This window comes from Croceibacterium atlanticum (assembly GCF_001008165.2).
Lineage (GTDB): Bacteria > Pseudomonadota > Alphaproteobacteria > Sphingomonadales > Sphingomonadaceae > Croceibacterium_C > Croceibacterium_C atlanticum.
Window position 1 is genome coordinate 3,350,340 of the sequence record NZ_CP011452.2, and the last position, 17,121, is coordinate 3,367,460.

A 17,121-nucleotide genomic window follows, 5' to 3' on the forward strand; every position below is an offset into this window, starting at 1 on the left:
CTCTTGTTGCCGGATCAATCAGCCTGATTGGTCTGCGGACTGTTCGCGATCAGATCGTCCACCACGCCGGGATCGGCCAGGGTGGAAGTATCGCCCAGATTGCTCGTGTCGTTCTCCGCGATCTTGCGCAGGATGCGCCGCATGATCTTGCCGCTGCGTGTCTTGGGCAGGGAAGGGGCGAATTGCAGCACGTCCGGCGTGGCAATCGGGCCGATTTCACGGCGCACCCACTTGATCAGCTCGGCGCGCAATTCGTCTGAATCCTCGGTCCCCGCCGTGGTGGTGACATAGGCATAGATGCCCTGTCCCTTGATCTCGTGCGGCATCCCGACAACGGCGGCTTCGGCCACTTTTTCATGCAGCACCAGCGCGCTTTCGATTTCGGCAGTGCCCATGCGGTGGCCGGAAACATTGATCACGTCGTCGATCCGGCCGGTGATCCAGTAATATCCATCCTCGTCCCGGCGGGCGCCGTCTCCGGTGAAGTAATTGCCCGGGAAGGTGCTGAAATAGGTCTGGATGAAGCGTTCATGATCGCCATAGACCGTGCGCATCTGGCCGGGCCAGCTATCGGTGATGACCAGCGGCCCCTCGGTCGCGCCGTGCTGCACCTTTCCGTCATTATCGACGATGGCAGGCTGCACGCCGAACATCGGCATGGACGCGCTGCCGGGCTTGAGAGCGGTCGCGCCGGGCAGGGGGGTGATCATGTGGCCGCCCGTTTCCGTCTGCCACCATGTGTCCACGATGGGGCAGCGGCTGTCGCCCACCACCTTGTAATACCATTCCCACGCTTCGGGATTGATCGGTTCGCCGACCGAGCCGAGCACTTTCAGGCTCTTGCGGCTGGTGCGCGTGACCCAGTCATCCCCTTCGCGCATCAGGGCGCGCAGGGCGGTGGGTGCGGCATAGAATTGCGCCACCTGATATTTGTCCACGATCTGCCAGAAACGGGAGAAATCCGGATAGTTCGGCACGCCTTCGAACATCAGCGTGATCGCGCCATTGGCCAGCGGGCCATAGACGACATAGGAATGGCCCGTGACCCAGCCGATATCGGCGGCGCACCAATAGACTTCGCCGCGGCGATAATCGAATGTGTATTCATGGGTCATGCTGGTCCACACGGCATAGCCGCCGGTAGTGTGCAGCACGCCCTTGGGCTTGCCGGTGGAGCCGCTGGTATAGAGGATGAACAGCGGGTCTTCCGCGTTCATTTCCTCCGGTTCGCATTCCGGTTCCTGCCCCTTCATCGCTTCGTGCCACCACACGTCGCGGCCTTCCTTCATGGCGATGTCGGCGCCCGTATGGCGGACGACGATCACGGTGGAGACATCCTTGGCGTGATGTTCCAGCGCCTCGTCCACATTGGCTTTCAGCGGAATATGCTTCCCGCCGCGCAGGCCTTCATCCGAAGTGATGACCAGGTCGCTGGTGCAATCGTCGATCCTGCCGCCCAGCGCCTCCGGGCTGAACCCGGCAAAGACTATCGAATGGACCGCGCCGATCCGGGCACAGGCCAGCATGGCGATGGCTGCTTCGGGGATCATCGGCAGATAGATGGTGACCCGGTCGCCCTTCTTCGCGCCATGTGCCTTCAGCACATTGGCAAAGCGGCAGGTTTCCTCGTGCAATTCGCGATAGGTGTAGCTGCGCGCCTCGTTCTCGGGATCGTCCGGCTCCCACAATATGGCGATATCGTCGCCCTTGTCGGCAAGATGCCGGTCAAGGCAGTTGGCCGAAAGGTTGAGCGTGCCATCCTCGAACCATTTGATGCGGAAATCGTCAGCCGCGAAACTGGTGTTCTTGACGGTGGAGAAGGGCTTGATCCAGTCGATCCGGCGGGCTTCCGTGGCCCAGAAGCTTTCCGGGTCTTCCACCGAATTGCGATAACGCTCTTCATAAGTGGCTGCGTCGATCAGGGCGTTCTTCGCCCAGGATTCCGGCACCGGATAAACCGCCTTGTCGCTCATCACCTGCTCCCACACACTTGCTGGCAGCCTGATTAGGGAAAGCAGCCAGTCCGGGAAAGGGGCTAGGCCGCATGGCGCCCCGGCTCAAGAGGGATCAGGTCCAGAGCGCGGCCAGCGCCGGCAGCAGATGATTGCGGTGTTCCGCCGGAACGCGCCGCAGCAGTTCGGCTTCATATGTATCAATGACATTGCGCGCTTCCGCCAGCCGGGCTTGGCCGGCCGCGGTCAGTGCAAGCCCTTGGGACTTGCCGTCGATCGGCGCCCGATCGATCAGGCCGGCATCTTCCATCCGTTTCAGCAGCGGCACCATATTGGCGCGCTGAATGGCCAGTTGCCGGCCCAGCGCACTGGCGGTGACGCCGGGGTTTTCGCCGATCAGGATCAGGGCGGATGCATCGGACTGGCGCAGGCCGATTGCGCTTAGCCGCGCGGCAAGTTCCGATGCAGTCGCCAGCGCGGCGCGGCGGAGCGCATAGCCGGGCAGGCTGGGCAATGGATCTCGCATGGTGGGAGCCTAGCGATTGTTGTTGATCATAACAATACCCGCCGATAAGGGGGAGGCAATGCGAAAGCCGGACCGCGTCCGGCGACTCATTTGTCCGAGGAGAGACCAAATGGCCATGCCGTCCAAACCAGATCCGCGTCCGCAGGAAGAAACCGTCAAATATGAAGTGATTGACGATGTTGCCTGGGTTTATTTCAACCGCCCGGACAAGCGCAACTGCATGAGCCCCAAGCTCAACCGCCAGATGAAGATCGTCCTGGAAGAGCTGGAATTCCGCGACGATGTGAAGGTGCTGGTGCTGACTGGCGAAGGCACGGCCTGGACTGCGGGCATGGACCTGCTGGAATATTTCCGCATGACCGAAGCGGAAGGGCTGGGCGCCATCCGCAAGAGTCAGCGTGAAAGCTATGGCTGGTTCGAACGCCTGCGCTGGTATGAAAAGCCGACCGTTGCGATGATCAATGGCTGGTGCTTCGGCGGCGGCTACGGCCCGCTGTTCGGTTGCGATATCGCCGTTGCGTCGGAAGATGCGCAGTTCGGCCTGTCGGAAATCAACTGGGGCATCCTGCCCGGTGGCGGCGCCTCCAAGGTGGCGCAGGAACTCATGCCGTTCCGCAAGGCCATGTATCACGCGATGATGGGTGAAAACCTGACCGGCAAGCAGGCCGAAGAACAGGGCCTGGTCACCGAATGTGTGCCGGCTGACAAGCTGAAGGAACGCGTGCAGGAAATCTGCGACGTTCTGAAGAAGAAGGAAACCCACGCCCTTCGTGCCACCAAGTGGACGATGCGCCGCATGGTCGACATGACCTATGACAACGGCCTCGATTACCAGATCCGCGCTCAGGAAGCGCTGCACAGCTTCGGCGGCAAGGAAGCCCGCACGGAAGCGACCAGCCAGTTCCTCGACAAGAAGGAATTCAAGCCGGGTCTGGGTACTTTCGATACGAGCAAGATCAAGAAGGATTGATCTGGCAGGGCGGGCTTGTCGGGTCCGCCCTCCGACCGTAGGGACACGCGGAATTTCGGATGCTCCGGCATGGTTGCCGGGGCATTCGCATGGGAGGATTGCTGCAATGAGCGAACGGCGTTTCACCAATGAACAGATCGACCGGCTGCTGCGCCCCAAATCGGTGGCGGTTATCGGCGCGTCGGACCGCAAGGGCGCGCTTGGCGCGACGCTGCTCAACAATCTGGTGCAGTATGAATTTGATGGCGATATCTATCCCGTCAATCCGAAGCGGGACGAATTGCTGGGCCTGAAGGTCTATCACACGGTGGATGAACTGCCCGAAGGCATCGATTGCGCCGTTCTTGCCATTCCGCGTCCCTTCGTGCTCGATACGGTGCGCGGCCTTGCGGCCCGCAAATGCGGCGCGGTTGTGATCTATTCCGCCGGTTTCTCCGAAGCCGGGGAAGAAGGCATGAAGGAACAGCTCGAACTGGGCGAAATCGCCCGCGAACACGGCATGGTGATCGAAGGGCCGAACTGCCTGGGCTGCACCAATTATGTCGAACGCGTGCCGCTGACCTTCGTTGAAACCAACATGCAGACGCCGCCCAAGGGCACGCGCGCTGTTGGCATTGCCAGCCAGTCCGGCGCGCTGGCCGCCGTGCTGGCGACTGCGCTGCATCCGCGCGGCTGCTACGTCTCCACCTCCGTTTCCACCGGCAATGAAGCGGCTTCGGGCGTGGAAGATTATGTGAACTGGCTCGTCGATGACGAGGATACGCATGTCATCGCCATGTATGTGGAAAGCCTGCGCCGGCCCAAGGCCTTCATCGAAGCGGCCCGGCGCGCCCGCGCGGCCGGCAAGCCGATCATCATGCTGCACCCGGGCAAGTCCAACAAGGCGCAGGAATCGGCTGCCACCCACACGGGCGCCATGGCCGGCGATTATGCGCTGATGAAGACCAAGCTAGCCCGTGAAGGCGTGATCTTCGCCGATACGCTGGAAGAGCTGGAAGACATTACCGAAATCGCCCTGCGCTGCCCGGCTCTGCCCGGCGCCAATATGGCGGTTCTGGGCGAAAGCGGCGCGCTGCGTGGCCTGGCCTTCGACATTGCCGAGGATATCGGCCTCGACCTGATCGATCTGAATGACGATAACAGCCCGGCCCTTCGCGCCGTGCTGCCCGATTTCGTGCCGGTTTCCAATCCGACGGACATCACGGCGATCGGCCTGTCGGAGCCAGAGATCTACACCAAGGTGCTGACTGCGCTGCTGGATGATGACCGGGTCGGCTCGGTGGTCGCCTCCATCATCCAGTCGGACCCGATCACCAGCGGCATCAAGTTTCCGCATATCATCAAGGTGCTGGAAGACGGCAGCTTCGCCAAGCCGCTGGTCTTCGCCGGCGTCGATGAAGGCGCCACCGTGCCGCAGGAATATATCGACGGGCTACGCAAGGTCGGCATTCCCTGGTTCCCGAGCACGGAACGCGCCTATCGCGCGATCGCGCGGCTGGCGGATCTTGCCAAGCGCGATCTGACGGACCAGTCGGGCGAACCCTTGCCCCTTTCCGGCATGGCCGAAGTGTCCGGCGTCGTGCCTGAATACAAGGCCAAGGAATTGCTCCGCCCGGCGGGCATCGCTTTCCCGGAAAGCAAATTCGCCCCCAGCGCGGATGAAGCGGCCGCCGTGGCCGAAACCATCGGTTTCCCGGTGGTGATGAAGGCGCAGGCTGCCGCACTTGGCCACAAGAGCGATGCCGGCGGTGTCATCCTGAACCTGAAGACCGCGGACGAAGTGCGCGAAGCCTTCACCCGCATGTATGACAATGTGGCCAGCTATGATTCCTCCATCACGCTGGACGGCGTGCTGGTTGAAAAAATGGGCCGCATGGGCACCGAAATGATCGTCGGCGCCAAGTCCGATCCGCAGTGGGGCCCGGTCGTGCTGGCCGGCTTTGGCGGCGTGACGGCGGAAATCCTCAAGGACGTGAAGCTGTTCACCCCGGATATGGGCGTGGAACGGGTGAAGGAAGGCTTGCTGGCATTGAAGCAGGCGCCGATCCTGAAGGGCTATCGCGGATCGCCGGAACTGGATGTCGATGCTCTGGCCGATCTGATCGTGAAGATCGGGCAGGTCATGACCGGCAATCCTTCCATCCGCGAAATCGATCTCAACCCGGTGATCATCCATCCCAAGGGTGATGGAGTGGTTGCGCTCGACGCGCTGATGCTGGTCGACTGATCCAGCCCTGGCACATGCGATCCGGCCTGCCTTCTCGCGGTTGGATCGCATGTGGCGCATTACATCGGCATGATTATGGCGATTGGGCCGGTTTGCCCCCGCGCGGTCGGCCGGGCAGGTGCGGCGCCTATCTGGTAATTCTGTAATCGATGCGGATGCGGACCCATTCGCCGATCATTTCCTTTCCCCCGAGGCGGGGAGGGCGGACGCGGAATTGCCAGGCCGCCGCCAGCGCGGCGCGGGCGACATTCGATCCGCGAGGGGATTCTTCCAGCGCGACGCAATCTTCCACGCGGTAATTCGGCGCGGTCTTGCATGCTATCAGGCCCCAGCCGGGCCGGGCGGTTGAAAGATAGCCGGCCATCTCGTCACGGGTCGGCTCCCGATACCAGCGTGCGGCATAAAGCGGCTCGCCATTCGGCGCGGTGCCGACCCGCTCCGTATCGGGCGGGCCGGGTTCCATGTCAGCCGGGCCATAGGCCGGTTGGCTGGCGGCGGGCGGTGCGGGCGCGCTTTCCCTGGTGGCAATATCGGCAGAGGCCATCTGGTCACGGGTCAGCGGGATGAAGGCCGGAATCGATGGGGCCGGTCGCGGTTCCAGGACCGGTTCCAATACCGGCTCAGGCGGCGTCTCCGTCGGTTCAGCCTCGCGCACCTGTTCCTGAACGCTCTGTTCCTGCTCGGTCTCGGGCTGCGGTTCGGGGGCCTGATCCGGTTCAGCGTCGCCAGCGTCGAATGTAGCGATTGCCGGGCCCATCACCTCTGGCGGAGAGTTTACCCAGCCGATTGTCAGCAGCAGGCCGATAAGCAAGGCTTCCAGCGCCAGCGCGACGATAATGCCCATTGCGCGCGGACCCAGCCCCGCACGAATGCGTTCCCGCAAGGAACCCTCTGGCACGTCGCTTGGCTGGAACAAGGAACCTCGGCTTCGGCGGCCACGGGTGCGATCCACCCCGGGCAAGTGCAGGCCTGATAGGGCGGATCACCCATCGCCGTAAAGCCTGCCTGAGGTCTTGCCCAGCCGATTGGCGGAACGCCGCAGGCCCGCCGTTCAATTTCGCGTCAGCGCCAGCGGAAAAGGCGCGCCAGAAATCCCGGTTCTTCCATGGGTTGAATCTTGCCGAAGCGAGAGAGGCGCAGGCTCGGGTCGAGCGGTGGGCGGGGCACGCTCCATCTGTCCGGGCGGCTACTGCGATAGCTGTGTTTCGACATCATACGTCTCCGTTGATCCGCAATTGCGAAGAATGGGTGCGACCGTATGTTCGACTGCAGCGATCATATCCCATCTGCGGGATAGGTCCGAGCGTCTTTTGTGTCGAAGATATGCACCGGCTTATCCACAGGTAGACGGGCCGGGCGCTGCTATTTCGAGTCGGTTTTGCAGGGCCGGCTGAAATCTTCATGCGGCAGAGATGTTTCGGAAAGACAGTTCCCGCAGGACCTTCACACAAGCGCGCTCCGGGATGTGCGCGCCAATGTTGTAATTCGGCAACGAGACACCATCTTTATGCAATCTCACGTCGCCTGCGACGGGCCTTGCCGCGATTCCGCGCGGCAGTTCCAAACCTATGAGTCTTCGCTCTCGCCCCCTTGCGGCGGGCGTGTGTCGGCGACGTTCCATTCTCAGGAAGGAGTATCCGTGGCCAAGGAAGAATTGCTTACCGTAGAAGGCGAAATTGACGAGATCCTGCCCGATGGCCGTTTCGGTGTAACGCTGGACAATAATCACCGCATCATCGCCTATACCGCTGGAAAGATGCGCCGTTTCCGCATCCGCTCAGTCGTGGGGGATCGCGTGCATGTGGAAATGACCCCCTATGATCTCAGCAAGGGGCGGATCGTCTATCGCGAACGCACTCCCGGTCAGGGTGGGCCGCGCCGGCGCGCCGGGGGTATGCGCTGATCACCGGCTGAATTCGCTTCAGTCTCCTGTCGCGATCGGGCTGGCGGCAATGCTGCCAGCCATCGCGGCGCCGATTTCCCCTTTGCCTATAATCGCTGTGTAAGGCGGCACTTCAGAAGGCGGCTATGCCCGTAATAGCCCGGCCGAGGATCAGCGCATGGATATCATGCGTTCCTTCATAGGTGTTCACCGTTTCCAGATTGGCCATGTGGCGCATCACGTGGAATTCTTCGGAAATGCCGTTGCCCCCATGCATGTCCCGCGCGGCGCGGGCAATTTCCAGCGCCTTGCCGACATTGTTGCGTTTGACCAGGCTGATCATTTCCGGCGCAAAATCGCCTTCATCCATACAGCGGCCGACTTGCAGGCTGGCCTGGAGGCCGAGTGCGATCTCCGTCGCCATATCGGCCAGTTTCTTCTGGAATAGCTGGTTGGCGGCGATCGGTTTGCCGAACTGCCTGCGGTCCAGCCCATATTGCCGGGCCGCTGAATAGCACGCCTCGGCAGCGCCCATACTGCCCCATGAAATGCCGTAGCGGGCACGGTTGAGGCATGAGAACGGCCCCCTTATGCCTTCCACGCCCGGCAGAATGGCATCGGCGGGCAATTTCACCTCATCCATTACCACTTCGCCGGTCGTACTGGTGCGGAGGGACAATTTGCCCTCTATTTTCGGGGCAGAGAGACCCGGCATGCCCTTTTCCAGCACGAAGCCGCGGATTTTCCCGCCATGCGCTTCGCTCTTCGCCCAAATCACGAAGATGTCGGCAAAGGGGGCGTTGGTGATCCATGTCTTGGTGCCGGACAGGCTGAAACCATCGCCATCCCTGCGGGCAAAGCTGCGCATGGATCCGGGGTCCGATCCGGCGTCCGGTTCGGTCAGGCCGAAGCAGCCAATCGCCTGGCCGCTCGTAAGGCGGGGCAGATAATATTCGCGCTGCTGCTGCGATCCGAAAGCCTCGATCGGGTGAATCACCAGGCTCGACTGGACAGATGCCATCGAACGATAGCCGGAATCGACCCGCTCGATCTCCCGCGCGACGAGGCCGTAAGCCACATAGCCTGCATCAGCGCCGCCGGATTCCTCGCGCGCGGTGACGCCAAGCAGGCCGGCATCCCCCATCATCGGGAACAGTTCGGGCGCGCTGATCTCTTCGCGATAGGCCCGGATCACGCGCGGCATAAGCACATCCTGTGCGAAACGCCGTGCGGCATCGCGGATCATCCGCTCTTCTTCGGTGAGCAGTTTTTCGAGGCCGAGCGGGTCGGCCCAATCGAACGGCGTCTTGTCTGCCATGCTGATCCTTCTCTGCGGCTGTCTTAACCGTGGAGGATCGGCGCGCCAAATGGCTTGCGCTGGCCGGCGGCCCTCAGTGCGAGGATTTTGCCTGGTCGAGTGCTGCCTGCAACATGTCGATCATGTGATCGGGCGGGCAGGGCTTGTTGCAGGCAATGGCGCGGGGATAGCGTTTGCGCATCTCTTCCGCATCGACATGGCCGGAATGGAAAATGATGGGGACACCGGCTTCCGTCAACGCATCCGCAAGCGGGAAGACCTCGCCATCCTTGGTGAATACATCGAGTATGGCGCAATCGGGCAAGCCACGGCCCAATGCGGAAAATGCGGTTTTCTTGTCTGCGAATGGCCCTTCAAGCGCATAGCCGAGATCCTTGACCGTCTCGGACAGGTCGAGAGCGATGATGAACTCATCCTCGACCACCAGGACCCTCGGCCTCTCTTCGCTTAATGCGGCGGTTGCCATTTCATAACACTCCTAGCGCGACCTTAAATCTCTCTAAATTCGGGTTGTTTTTGGAGACTAGAACCCAAAACCCGGGGTTTGAGTTCCCGCCAGGGTCAGAGCTTGCCGAATTTTGCCTCATATCCGGCCTTATCGCCGGAGGAGAGGAGGCGGGCCTGTTCGGGCCAGTTGTCGCGCCGGATACGGCCCTGAAAACGGCCGAGCTGGGCATCTATCCGGTCGATTTCGGCATCGTCCCAATCGGCAATCTGGGTGAAATGCGTGATGCCCAGATCGTGCAATTGCTGCGCCAGCTTGGGGCCGATGCCCTTGATCCGGGTCAGTTCGTCATGGCTGCTTTCGACATGGACGGGCCGCGCCGCGGCGGCGACCGCTTCACCCACGCCAGCCATGCCGACGGGTGTAACGGGGGGCAGGTCTTCGCCCGAATCCGCAGAAGCGGCAGGCGGCGCGTCGATCAGCGCCTGGTTGCGCTTTGCCGCTGCGGGCTGATCTTCTTCCGGCTTTTCGAGAGTAACCGTGGTGCGCCGATTGGCGGCGAAGATCCACCAGGCAACGATCAGCCCGACGACCAATGCGATGACCAGGAAAATCCAGTTCTGCTGGATCAGCTCTGCCATAACAGTCTATCTCCCTATTCGGTCCTGCTCTCGTCCCGGCCCCACAGGCCCCAGCCGATCGCGAGCCCGGCGCCATAGGCGACAAGCGACAGCACAACCAGCTCAAGACTTATCGGCATGGGCGGCTCTTAATGGTCTTTGCCCGGGCTTGGCAATGGACGTGGAAATGCTGCACGATTTGCATCAGCGCGGGCCGGGCGTGTCCACAGGGGTCGGCACGATTGCTTCGGTCGCAATGACCGAAAATTCGATCCGGCGATTGGCCGGGTCCGTGGGATCCAGCCCTTCGACCGGATCGCTCGATCCCATGCCCCGCACGCGCAGACCGTCTGCCGGAATTCCGCGATTCATCAGGGCGAGACGCACGGCTTCGGCCCGGTCGGCGGACAAGGCGAGGTTGCCCGGTTCCGGCCCCGAGGAATCGGTGTGCCCGGTAATGGCGATGATGCTGCCAAGGCAGGGGCGCAGCGCGGCGGCGACTTCATCCAGCAATTGCTGGCTGGCTGCGTCGATCCGGGTGGAGCTTTCCTCGAACCGGATGGTGCGCGCGCGAAGCAATGCCTCCACTTCGTTCTGGCAGTGCAGCGGACGGATCGGTGCGGCACTGCTTTCCGCCAGGGCCGAGCCGTCCGTCCAGCGAATGCCGCCTGCGCCGGGTATCGCGGCCACGACGTTGGCGATGCGGGCGCGGGTCGCCTCGTTCAGCTCTTCCCCTCCGCTAAGCAGTGGGTGCCGCGTGGGCAGGCCACCTTCCGTCCGGAAATGGGCGATCACGGGCGCGCCGCGCGCTTCGGCAATGGCCAGTTCCGCACGCGCTGCAAGATCATCGGCCATGGCGGCGCCGTTCATCCGGCTGGCCGCCAGCGCCAGCGCCATGCAAAGCAGGGCACCGGCGACGATGGGCAGATAGGGGGAACGCAACGCGGACATGGGGCCTTACTAGCGGGAAATCACTTGCCGTCGATAGTTTCGGGCGGCTCTTCCTCGGTCATCTTGCGGCGGAACAGCACACGGTCTTCCGGGCCGAACCCTTTGGTCCAGATGACCCAGCCATAAGCGAGCAATATGGCCGGGATGCCGAAGGCAAGCTCCGCCCATTCGGGCAGCAGCAGCATGAACTGGCCGACCACGACCGCGACCGCGACGGCCCAGACCAGTGCCCAGCGCCAATTGTTCACCGGCTCGTGCAGGATGCGGCCCAGCATCAAAGCCTTGATCAGCGATGCCGCGCCCAGTGCCAGCATCAGCGCAGCGGCTGCGGCGGCGGCGCGATAATATTCGTTCCAGTCATAATGATCGGCCACCAACATGGCGCCCACGGTCAGCAGCGCCTGCAGCCCGATCGTGCCTGCGGAAACCCACAGATTGCGCAGCCGCGCGACATAGACCAGCGCGGCTTCTGCGACGACGGCAGTCGCCGCCACCACTTCGGCAGCCAGCAGGAAAGCCAGTGCGCCGGTGCCGCCCACGAAGTTCGGCCCCACCAGCCCCATCACCGCTTCGCCCGGAATGCCCAGGGCCAGCGCGACACCAGCCTGTGCGGCGGTGATCCAGAAGCCCACCTGGCACACCTGTTTCGCGATCGAGCTGTAATCCTTCTCCCGTAATTTGCGCGTGATGACCGGGCCGAGGATCGGTTCAAAACTGGTCTTGAGCTTCTGCGGCAGGCTGGCGACCTGTTGCGCGACGTAATAGACGCCGACTGCCGTCGGGGCGGCAAACAGGCCGAGAATGAAGATATCGAGCCGCCTCGTTCCCCATTCGATTGCGTCTGCCGCGGCCAGCGGCGCACCGCGAATTGTCAGGCTGCTCATCCGGCTGAAGGAAGGGCGCCAGCCGCCGCCCGGCAGGCCATAGCTGCGCAGGAACGGGATCAGCGCCGTGATCAGCGCCGCATAAATGGATATCAGATAGGCGAGCGACAATCCGCTGGCGGGTGTTACCAGATACATGACGCCGGCCATGATCGAGATCGTCCATGGCTCGACAATGGCGCGCGCGCGTACCGTCGTGGCGATGTCATAGCGGTAAGCCTGCGCGGCGAGGATGATTTCCGTCAGCGCCAGTGCCGGTATTGCCAGAACCAGCAGCTTGTCGGTTTCGGTATAGATGCCGCTGGGAAACATCGGCGCCGGTACGAACCACAGCAACAGCGCCGCCAGTGCGCCAACGCCGCAGGCCAGAACCAGCCCGTCCGCCACCAGGCCCGGATGCTGATCCTGATCATCGCTATCGGAAAGGCGCTGCGCCAGGCCGCGCTTTTCGCCCATCGTGCAAAGCATGGCGATCAGTTCGACAATCACCAGCGCCGATGCAAAACGCCCCAGCGCCGCCGCACCATAGAGGCGGCCGGCAATGAACAGGAAGGGAAGGCGTGCGGCCAGCCGCAGCAGGAAGCCGAAGAAATTCGTCCGCCCGCCCTTGGCCAGCGCGACCAGATCGCCGCCCTGTTCCTCCGTCGCTGTCTTAACGCTCAAGCGGACGGTCCTTCGGCCTTGAGCGGGCGGGCGAGCAGGCCGGTGACGATGTCGCGGGCGTCCGCGCCGTCCAGCAGGCGATTGACCGCATCGACGATGGGCATGGAAATGCCCCGGCTGGCAGCCATTTCCGCCAGGACCGGAGCGGTAAAGGCGCCTTCGGCCACCGTATGCCGGTTGGCCATCAGTTCCGATGCCTTCGCACCTTTGCCCAGCGCTTCGCCAAGGGAAAAATTGCGGCTGGAGGTGGAAGAGCAGGTCAGCACCAGATCGCCGAGACCGCACAGCCCCGACAGAGTCTGGCGATCAGCGCCCAGCGCTTCGCCGAAACGCTGCATTTCGGCATAGCCGCGCGCGATCAGGGCAGCGCGTGCGTTCTGGCCGAGGCCCAGCCCGTCGACCACGCCGCAGGCGATGGCCAGCACGTTCTTGACCGCGCCGCCGATTTCCGCGCCGGTCAGATCGTCGCTGTAATAGGGGCGGAAGCTCGGCCGGCCGAGTGCGGAGGAAAGGCGTTGCCATTGTTCCTCGCCACCGCCGCAGGCCAGGGTGATCGCGGTCGGCATTCCGGCGGCGACTTCATGCGCGAAGGTCGGCCCGGAAAGGACGGCGATCTGGCTGGCCGGTGCGGCCTGTGACGCCACTTCATGCATCATGCGGCCGGTCTTCGCCTCTATCCCCTTGGCGCACAGAACCAGATCGCGCGGGAAGGCGGACATGCGGGAGAGCGTTTCCGCCAGAAATTGCGCCGGAGTTACCAGCAGCAGGATCGCGCATTGCGCCATCTCGCCCAGATCGGAGGTAGCGCGGATGGTTTGCGCCAATCGGGCGGAGGGGAGATAGAGTGAATTGGTGTGGCTTCTGTTGATTTCCTCCACCAGTGCCGGCTCATGCGCCCAGATCAGCACGTCGCGGCCATCGCTGGCGATCATCTGCGCCAGCGCGGTGCCCCAGGCCCCGGCGCCGACCACCCCGATTTCCGGCGTTTTCATGCCTTTACTCCCGCACCGCGCACCGGCTCTGCCCCCGGATCGAGCGGCCAGCGCGGGCGGGCCGACACGTCGAGCGGATCGGCATCGGCACCGGCCTGCAATTTCTCGATTCCGGCCCAGGCGATCATGGCGGCATTATCGGTGCAGAGCGGCAGGGGCGGGGCAGTGAAGCGCAGGCCATGGCGCGCGGCCAGACCTTCCAGCGCGGTGCGGATCGTGCGATTGGCGGCGACCCCGCCGGCCACGACCAGCGCGCTGACATCGCCCATTCCGGCCAATGCCTTTTCAAGCCGGTCGAGAATGCAATCGACCGCTGCCTGCTGGAAACTCGCCGCGATATCTTCGGCGCGGTGATCCCCGCTTTCATGCGCGCGCAGAACGGCGCTCTTCAGCCCGGCGAAGGAGAAATGCGGTTCCGCGCTGCCGCGCAGCGGACGCGGCAGGCGCACCGCTTTGGCATCGCCCTGCGCGGCCAGCCGTTCCACCGCGGGGCCGCCCGGATAGCCGAGGCCGAGGATCTTGGCGGTCTTGTCGAAAGCTTCGCCCAGCGCATCGTCGATCGTGGTGGCAAGCCGGCGATAGCGGCCAACGCCTTCCACCCGCAGGATCTGGCAGTGCCCGCCAGATACCAGCAGCAGGGCATAGGGATATTCCAGCGTCTCATCCGCGAGGCGCGGGCTCAGCGCGTGGCCTTCCAGGTGGTTGATCGCCAGCAGCGGCTTGTCCCCGGCCATGGCCAGCGCCTTTGCCGTCACCAGGCCGACCATCACGCCGCCGATCAGGCCAGGACCGGCCGTGGCCGCGATGGCATCGCACTGGTCGAGCGTGACCTCCGCTTCATCCAGCACTTTTTCGATCAGCGGGGCCAGCCGTTCAGCATGGGCGCGGGCGGCGATTTCCGGAACCACGCCGCCATAGGGCGCATGCGCTTCTTCCTGCGAGGCGATGGCCTGCGCAAGGATCCGCCGGTCATCCGTGACCAGCGCCGCTGCGGTTTCATCGCAGCTGCTTTCAATACCCAATACGATCCTCATCCCGGGTTCCACTGGACGCAAATGGCGATTAGGGCAAGCGGACCCAATGAGCGAAACCATACTGAAACTCGGAACCCGGCGTTCACCACTGGCCCTGGCGCAGGCGGAGGAAACGCGTGCGCGGCTGTGCCACATCCATGGCTGGGACGAAAACGAGGTCGAACTCGTGCCTGTCGTCGCCAGCGGTGACAAGGTGCAGGACCGGCCTCTGGCCGAAATCGGCGGCAAGGCCCTGTGGACCAAGGAACTGGATGGCTGGCTGGCGGAAGGGCTGATCGATGCATCGGTTCATTCGCTGAAGGATGTCGAAACGATCCGGCCAGAAAGCCTGACCATTGCCGCGATCCTGCCGCGCGCGGACAAGCGCGATGTCCTGCTGGGTGCGGAAAGCGTCCATGCCCTGCCGCAAGGCGCGGTGATCGGCACCAGCGCACCCCGCCGCGCGGCGCAGGCGCTGCATTTGCGGCCGGATTGCAGGATCGTGCTGTTCCGCGGCAATGTCGCAACCCGCATGGCCAGGCTGGCCGCCGGGGATGCCGACGCCACTTTCCTTGCCGCCGCCGGTCTGGCGCGTCTTGGGCAGGACGGAACGGGCCACAAGCAGGATCCGGGCGAATGGCTGCCGGCCCCGTCACAAGGGGCGATCGCGATCGAATGCCGCGCGGGGGACAGCCGCGTGCTGGATCTGATCGGTGCGCTGGATCACGCACCCAGCCGGGCGGAAGTGATGGCGGAACGGGCCTTGCTGCATCGGCTTGGCGGCAATTGTCACAGTGCGGTGGCGGTCCTGTGCGATTACGCGGACGGGCAATTATCCATGCACGCTGCCCTGTTCAGCCCGGACGGGGCGGAACGGGTGGACGGCGAAGCGCAATTTGCCGCGGGCGACATCGATGCCCCCTTGCGGCTTGCGGCCGACCTTCTGGATCGCGCAACACCGGGCATCGCGGCGCAATTCGCCGGATCGCAATGATGCTGCCGGTTGCGGTAATCCGGCCGGAGCCGGGTTGCTCCGCCACGGTAAGGGCGGGGCGCGAAGCCGGGCTGGAAATGCTGGCCTGCCCGCTGTCGGAAATCCGCCCGGTCGCCTGGCAGCCGCCATCCCCGGACAGCGTCGATGCGCTGTTGCTGGGAAGCGCCAATGCTATCCGTCATGGCGGGAAGGCGCTGGAGAAATTCAGGGACAAGCCCGTCTATGCCGTGGGGCAGGCGACCGCCGAAGCCGCGCGACAGGCGGGTTTCAGCATAGCGGGCGTTGGCGGCGGACATTTGCAGATCCTGATCGATACGCAGGATGGCCTGCCGTCCCGCCTGTTGCGTATTTCGGGGGCCGAATATGTGCCGCTGAAAATCCCCGACGGGATCGAGGTGAAGCAATGCATTGCCTATGAGAATGCACCTTTGCCGCTGCCGGATGAAATGGCGCAAAGGATCGGCAAGGGCGCAGTGGTTCTGCTTTATTCGGCGGCCAGCGCGCGCCATTTCGCTGCGGAATGTGACCGGCTGGGCATTTTGCGCGGGGGCATGCTTCTGGCGGCGCTGGGGCCGCGTATTGCAGATGCGGCCGGTTCAGGCTGGGGCAAGCTGCAAAGTGCTCCCCAGCCCAATGAAGCAGCGTTGTTGGCTTTGGCGTCCGACCTGTGCCATGAACCGGGGCATATCTGAGACGAAGAGCCCGCCCGAATTCGCTGGGGTCGCGAAGGAAACGGATGGAACATATCGATGCCCATGGGGCGGGCGCTTCGGCGCGCCGCCGGCAGATGCAGATGCGAACCATGCTGGGCATTGCGCTCGGCGCGTTCCTGGTAGGCGGGATCGCTACTTATTACCTGTTCGGGCCGGACGATATTTCGCCCGGCACGCTTTTTGCCGTGCGGCAGGAATCAGCGGATCAGCCCGCACAGAAAACCGCTACGCCCGAACCTGGCCCCGCACCTACCGCCACGCAGACGGGCGGCGGCACGCAGCTTATCACTGCCGAACGGGTGGAGCGTGTGGCCGAACAGCAGGGCGGCATCGATCAGCGTGTGGCGGCACTGGAACAGCGCATTGCCCGGCTGGACCTGCAGGCGCAGGCGGCCGCAGGTAATGCAGCACGCGCCGAAGGCCTGCTGATCGCCTTCGCCACGCGGCGGGCGATCGAACGCGGGGCGCCGCTGGGTTATCTGGCGGACCAGTTGCGGCTGCGTTTTGGCGATGCGCATCCCAATTCGGTGCGCACCGTGATCGCCACGGCCCGCAACCCGATCACGCTGGATCAGTTGATTGCGCGGCTGGACGGGCTTTCCCCGGTGTTGAGCGAAGCCCCTTCCAATGAAGATACGTTCGATTGGCTAACACGCGAACTGGGTGAATTATTCGTCGTTCGTAGCGAGGATACGCCGTCCCCGGCTGCGGACAGGCGGCTGGAAAGGGCGCGCCTGTTCCTGCGCAGCGGCCGGCCCGAATCGGCCGTGGCCGAAGTGCGGCACCTGCCCAATGCAGCAGCCGCCAGTGGCTGGATCGCCGATGCGGAACGGTATGCCGCGGCGCAACGTGCGCTGGAATTGCTGGAAACGACCGCAATTCTGGAACCGCGCGAATTGCGGGACGGGTCCGGCAACAGGGTGGAACAGCCGAGCCCGGCGGTCAGCGGCAGCGAATAGGTTCGCGCAGGG

16 protein-coding genes are annotated in these 17,121 nt (G+C 63.6%); 6 read left to right on the top strand and 10 right to left on the bottom strand.

Annotated elements, in window-relative coordinates:
- Nucleotides 1-14: 14 nt before the first annotated feature.
- A complete protein-coding gene (gene acs, locus WYH_RS15870) occupies nt 15-1,973 on the bottom strand; it encodes an acetate--CoA ligase (RefSeq protein ID WP_046905278.1) in 1,959 nt (652 codons plus the stop codon).
- A gap of 94 nt (nt 1,974-2,067) precedes the next feature.
- Nucleotides 2,068-2,478: a MarR family winged helix-turn-helix transcriptional regulator gene (locus tag WYH_RS15875; RefSeq protein ID WP_046904611.1), complete on the bottom strand. Its 411-nt coding sequence runs from the start codon at nt 2,476-2,478 to the stop codon at nt 2,068-2,070.
- A 109-nt stretch (nt 2,479-2,587) separates the two neighbouring features.
- On the opposite strand from WYH_RS15875, the gene WYH_RS15880 reads away from it, so the two are divergent.
- Together WYH_RS15880 and WYH_RS15885 are read left to right on the top strand one after the other, a co-directional pair.
- Nucleotides 2,588-3,448, top strand: a complete 861-nt coding sequence (locus WYH_RS15880) for a p-hydroxycinnamoyl CoA hydratase/lyase (protein WP_046904612.1) — start codon at nt 2,588-2,590, stop codon at nt 3,446-3,448.
- Between the two features lie 106 nt (nt 3,449-3,554).
- Nucleotides 3,555-5,675: an acetate--CoA ligase family protein gene (locus WYH_RS15885; RefSeq protein WP_046904613.1), complete on the top strand. Its 2,121-nt coding sequence runs from the start codon at nt 3,555-3,557 to the stop codon at nt 5,673-5,675.
- A gap of 127 nt (nt 5,676-5,802) precedes the next feature.
- On the opposite strand, the gene WYH_RS15890 is transcribed toward WYH_RS15885, so the two are convergent.
- A complete protein-coding gene (locus WYH_RS15890) occupies nt 5,803-6,591 on the bottom strand; it encodes a hypothetical protein (RefSeq protein ID WP_053833708.1) in 789 nt (262 codons plus the stop codon).
- 723 nt (nt 6,592-7,314) lie between these two features.
- Between WYH_RS15890 and infA the strand changes: the two genes are divergently transcribed.
- Complete coding sequence (gene infA, locus WYH_RS15895) at nt 7,315-7,578, top strand: translation initiation factor IF-1 (protein ID WP_046904615.1); 264 nt, start codon at nt 7,315-7,317, stop codon at nt 7,576-7,578.
- A gap of 112 nt (nt 7,579-7,690) precedes the next feature.
- Here infA and WYH_RS15900 read toward each other — a convergent pair whose 3' ends face one another.
- The 7 genes from WYH_RS15900 to tsaD form a co-directional block, all read right to left on the bottom strand.
- Entirely contained in the window at nt 7,691-8,875 is a 1,185-nt protein-coding gene (locus tag WYH_RS15900; RefSeq protein ID WP_046904616.1) for an acyl-CoA dehydrogenase, read from the bottom strand.
- A gap of 73 nt (nt 8,876-8,948) precedes the next feature.
- On the bottom strand, nt 8,949-9,341 hold the full coding sequence (locus WYH_RS15905) for a response regulator (protein WP_046904617.1): 393 nt from the start codon (nt 9,339-9,341) through the stop codon (nt 8,949-8,951).
- Between the two features lie 95 nt (nt 9,342-9,436).
- On the bottom strand, nt 9,437-9,961 hold the full coding sequence (locus WYH_RS15910; protein WP_046904618.1) for a hypothetical protein: 525 nt from the start codon (nt 9,959-9,961) through the stop codon (nt 9,437-9,439).
- 183 nt (nt 9,962-10,144) lie between these two features.
- The gene (locus WYH_RS15915) at nt 10,145-10,891 is read right to left on the bottom strand and encodes an OmpA family protein (protein ID WP_046904619.1); all 747 of its coding nucleotides are present in this window, start codon (nt 10,889-10,891) and stop codon (nt 10,145-10,147) included.
- A 20-nt stretch (nt 10,892-10,911) separates the two neighbouring features.
- Nucleotides 10,912-12,438 carry a lipopolysaccharide biosynthesis protein gene (locus WYH_RS15920; protein ID WP_046904620.1) on the bottom strand — a complete coding sequence of 509 codons (1,527 nt, stop codon included), beginning with the start codon at nt 12,436-12,438 and terminating at the stop codon, nt 10,912-10,914.
- Nucleotides 12,435-13,430 (bottom strand): NAD(P)H-dependent glycerol-3-phosphate dehydrogenase, encoded by a 996-nt coding sequence (locus WYH_RS15925; RefSeq protein ID WP_046904621.1) that lies wholly within the window; start codon nt 13,428-13,430, stop codon nt 12,435-12,437. The genes WYH_RS15920 and WYH_RS15925 overlap by 4 nt, the downstream gene beginning before the upstream one ends.
- A complete protein-coding gene (tsaD, locus tag WYH_RS15930; RefSeq protein ID WP_046904622.1) occupies nt 13,427-14,464 on the bottom strand; it encodes a tRNA (adenosine(37)-N6)-threonylcarbamoyltransferase complex transferase subunit TsaD in 1,038 nt (345 codons plus the stop codon). The genes WYH_RS15925 and tsaD overlap by 4 nt, the downstream gene beginning before the upstream one ends.
- Before the next feature lie 46 nt (nt 14,465-14,510).
- On the opposite strand from tsaD, the gene hemC reads away from it, so the two are divergent.
- Genes hemC through WYH_RS15945 form a run of 3 tightly spaced genes read left to right on the top strand, consistent with a single transcriptional unit; the run spans nt 14,511 to nt 17,109 of the window.
- Nucleotides 14,511-15,437 (top strand): hydroxymethylbilane synthase, encoded by a 927-nt coding sequence (gene hemC / locus WYH_RS15935; RefSeq protein ID WP_046904623.1) that lies wholly within the window; start codon nt 14,511-14,513, stop codon nt 15,435-15,437.
- Nucleotides 15,434-16,129, top strand: coding sequence for a uroporphyrinogen-III synthase (locus WYH_RS15940; protein WP_053833643.1), 696 nt, complete (start codon nt 15,434-15,436; stop codon nt 16,127-16,129). Before hemC ends, WYH_RS15940 begins: the two co-directional genes overlap by 4 nt.
- A 44-nt stretch (nt 16,130-16,173) precedes the next feature.
- Nucleotides 16,174-17,109, top strand: a complete 936-nt coding sequence (locus tag WYH_RS15945) for an MICOS complex subunit MIC60 (RefSeq protein ID WP_053833644.1) — start codon at nt 16,174-16,176, stop codon at nt 17,107-17,109.
- Nucleotides 17,110-17,121: the final 12 nt, after the last annotated feature.